Genomic DNA, 3,380 nt, shown 5'->3' with positions numbered 1-3,380 from the left:
AGATACACAGCCAATTATTCTCACACCGATCGCTAAATATATTATGCTCACCGAGATCGAAGCCTACGGCAAACTTACATCTACTTCTACGCCAGCTAACAGAATTGCCACAGTTCATCGCCGAACGGGTGAAACTGATGTGACTGTAACGATCGATCTCGATGGGACGGGAATCTGTCACGCCCAAACGGGGATTCCATTTCTCGATCACATGCTCCATCAAATTGCCGCTCACGGTTTATTCGATCTCGACATTAGCGCCACAGGCGATATCGAAATCGACGATCACCATACGAATGAAGATGTCGGCATTACCCTCGGGATGGCTCTTGGCAAAGCGTTAGGCGATCGCAAGGGGATTGTGAGATTCGGGCATTTTGTCGCCCCGCTCGATGAAGCCTTGGTGCAAGTGGCGCTAGATTTTTCCGGTCGTCCACACCTGAGTTATGGCTTGGAGATTCCCACCCAACGCGTGGGTACCTACGATACGCAGTTAGTCCGCGAATTTTTTGTCGCAGTTGTCAATCATAGTTTGATGACGCTGCATCTGCGCCAATTAGATGGTATCAATTCCCATCACATTATCGAGGCAACTTTCAAAGCTTTTGCGCGATCGATGCGAATGGCGACAGAATTCGATCTGCGCCGGATCGGGACTATTCCAAGTTCTAAAGGGGTGTTGTGAGGATTGTGTCTCGTACAAAATGAAGCTATTGGTGTTTTAGTGAATAGTGGATAGTGGATAGCGATTCGCGCTCATTGGATTTCCCTATTCACTATTCACTATCCACTATCCACTATCCCCGGCGTTGAATAACATTCGGAGCGGCGATTGCCAGCAGTAGATCTGGCGGTTGCGGGTGCTGGAGATCGACTCCCGCCCAAGCATTTAGTAATTGTGCTGCTAAAGCTTGCCACTGAGTTCGCTCCTGAGTGGCGATGTAGCCATTGAGCGGTATCCCGCTCAAACTGTTGTGAGCGCCTGCTAGAATTCCAGTTAGGGCACAGGCTAGGAGCGATCGCGTCTCCAGCTTGGCGACACGGCGTGTCGCCAAGCTAAAGTCTTCTGGAGTAGCCATAAAGCTAGACATTGCCAGCAGTACTGATGTAATAACTGGCTGCTCGATCCTCGCCAATCGCCGCTCGACTTGATGTAAGCTCATAGAACCAGCCAACGCTCGATCGAGCGTACTGAGTTCTTGAAATATCAGTGGATGCAGATTGGTCATTTCATCGAGGAGTTGAGAGATCGCCGTCTTAGTATTAAAAGATTCTGTGAGCGATCGCGAAACCAGATAACCGATCGCCACGGCACTAGAGCAAGTTTCCCAATCCAGTTGCCACTCATGACTGATATTAATCACAACTTCGCGTAATTTTGGTCGATCTTCATGAAAAAATAACATTAATGGAAGCATGGCAATCAAGGCGCTTGCTGAATTGTTTAGATCTGGATTAACCCGCTTAGACCAATCTTCAATTGCAAATTTCCCACCGAAGGTGAGATAATTAATCCCATCGATTAATGCGGGCGTGGTATTCATGATTAATTGGTTGGGAGCGATTTGGTAGCGATCGAGATAAATCAGATTACCGCCAATTAATGCACCTTGAAACTTGGTTAATAATAAGTGTTTCATCTTTGTTATACTTAGCTTAAAACTTGTTAAAATTCTCAAACACTACCCGATCTTACCTAACTTCATGTTGAATTCCGATGTGGCTGCTCCGACGATCGTCTCCGAACCGATTACTGGGTATACTATCGGTACTAAAGCATCGGGACTAGTTGAAGTATTAGTCGATTGTCCGGGAACTCAAGCGTTATATACCTACAATGTCCCCGCACGATTGAGTATCCAAGTTGGCGATATTCTGAGCGTGCCTTTGGGCGGGCAAGTCGTCGGGGGAATTGCGATTAGGTTTGTCGATCGCCTGCCCGAAAATCTCCCCTTAGCCAAGATTAAAGATATCGAGGATGTGGTCGCATCGGGATTATTTAAAGCTAATTATTGGCAGTGGTTAGCCCAAATCGGTCACTACTATCATACACCACTAATTCAAGTTATTAAGGTGGCGCTACCACCGGGGCTATTGACTCGATCGCATCGCCGGATTAAGGCAATATCAACAGATCTAAATACTGATGTTTTCTTGAGTCCGATCGCCAAGAAAATTCTTCAGCTATTGAATTCCCAACCAGATAAAAATTATAGTTGGCAGCATATTCAAAAACAAATTCCGCAGTCGCTTAAAGGTTTGCGCGAATTACTAGATAAAAAGTTAGTTGAATCTTATTTAGAATCAGGACAAACTCAACAGCCCAAACTCTTAAAAGCGGTAGTCTTGACTGCCGAATTAATCGGCGACGATCTGTCCGCTCGCCAACGCGAGGTCGTCGAGATCTTAAGACAGCATGACGGGGAATTATGGCAATCGGAATTAACAAAACTCGGTGGTACCACGCCAGCAACTTTAGTCAAAATTGCCCAGAAGGGATACATCGCGATCGTCGATAAAGAAAAACTCCGATCCGATCGATCTGTCGGCATCTTCCAACAAGAACCAGCCAAACAACTCACCCCAGATCAAGCTGCTGCCCTAGCCGTAATTAACGATATTTCTGGATACGCCCGAGTCCTCCTACATGGCGTGACTGGCTCCGGCAAAACCGAAGTCTATCTCCAAGCGATCGAGCCAATCCTAGCACGTAACAAATCGGTTTTAGTCTTAGTCCCCGAAATTGGCTTGACACCCCAACTAACTGACAGATTTCGATCGCGATTTGGCGATAAAGTTTGCGTTTATCATAGTGCCCTCAGCGACGGCGAACGCTATGACACCTGGCGACAGATGTTCAATGATACCAGTCAAATTATCATCGGCACTCGATCGGCAATTTTCGCACCATTACCCAACTTAGGACTAATTATCCTCGACGAAGAACACGATTCGAGCTTCAAACAAGACCAACCCGCCCCCACTTACCAAACTAGAGATATTGCCAACTGGCGCGCCGAACTAGAATCCTGCCCCCTGATCCTCGGCTCCGCCACCCCCTCCCTAGAGACTTGGGTAAATATTGGGGTTGGTGATGAAGAGACGAGGAGCGGAAAGTGCGGTCTGGGGGTTTCCCAACTGGGCGGGAGACCCGACCAGACAAGTAGAGCACCTTTCCAAGACGGACGAGGAGACAAGGAGACTAATTATCCCCCCCTCTCCCAGTCCCCCCCTCTCCCAGTCCCCCCCTCTCCCGAACTCCCACCTCCCAACCCACAACTGCGAAGCCCCAACTCGCAACTCCCATCTGCCTCCCCCTACCTCCCAACTCCCTTCTCCCCTCTCCCAACTCCCTCCCACTCCCTCCCGCTCCCCCAACG

The 3,380-nt window shown here is 48.4% G+C and carries 3 protein-coding genes; 2 read left to right on the top strand and 1 reads right to left on the bottom strand.

The window, feature by feature from the left end; translation table 11 throughout:
* Positions 1-43: 43 nt before the first annotated feature.
* Positions 44-685 (top strand): imidazoleglycerol-phosphate dehydratase HisB, encoded by a 642-nt coding sequence (hisB, locus tag RMO52_RS06810; protein WP_310412170.1) that lies wholly within the window; start codon positions 44-46, stop codon positions 683-685.
* Between the two features lie 112 nt (positions 686-797).
* On the opposite strand, the gene RMO52_RS06805 is transcribed toward hisB, so the two are convergent.
* The gene (locus RMO52_RS06805) at positions 798-1,640 is read right to left on the bottom strand and encodes an ADP-ribosylglycohydrolase family protein (protein WP_310412166.1); all 843 of its coding nucleotides are present in this window, start codon (positions 1,638-1,640) and stop codon (positions 798-800) included.
* 64 nt (positions 1,641-1,704) lie between these two features.
* Between RMO52_RS06805 and priA the strand changes: the two genes are divergently transcribed.
* The coding region (gene priA / locus RMO52_RS06800) for a primosomal protein N' (RefSeq protein ID WP_310412163.1) at positions 1,705-3,380 on the top strand (1,676 nt) is incomplete at its 3' end.

Source organism: Chamaesiphon sp. OTE_8_metabat_110 (assembly GCF_031382685.1).
GTDB lineage: Bacteria > Cyanobacteriota > Cyanobacteriia > Cyanobacteriales > Chamaesiphonaceae > Chamaesiphon.
This window is presented reverse-complemented; position numbering and strand designations above follow the sequence as displayed.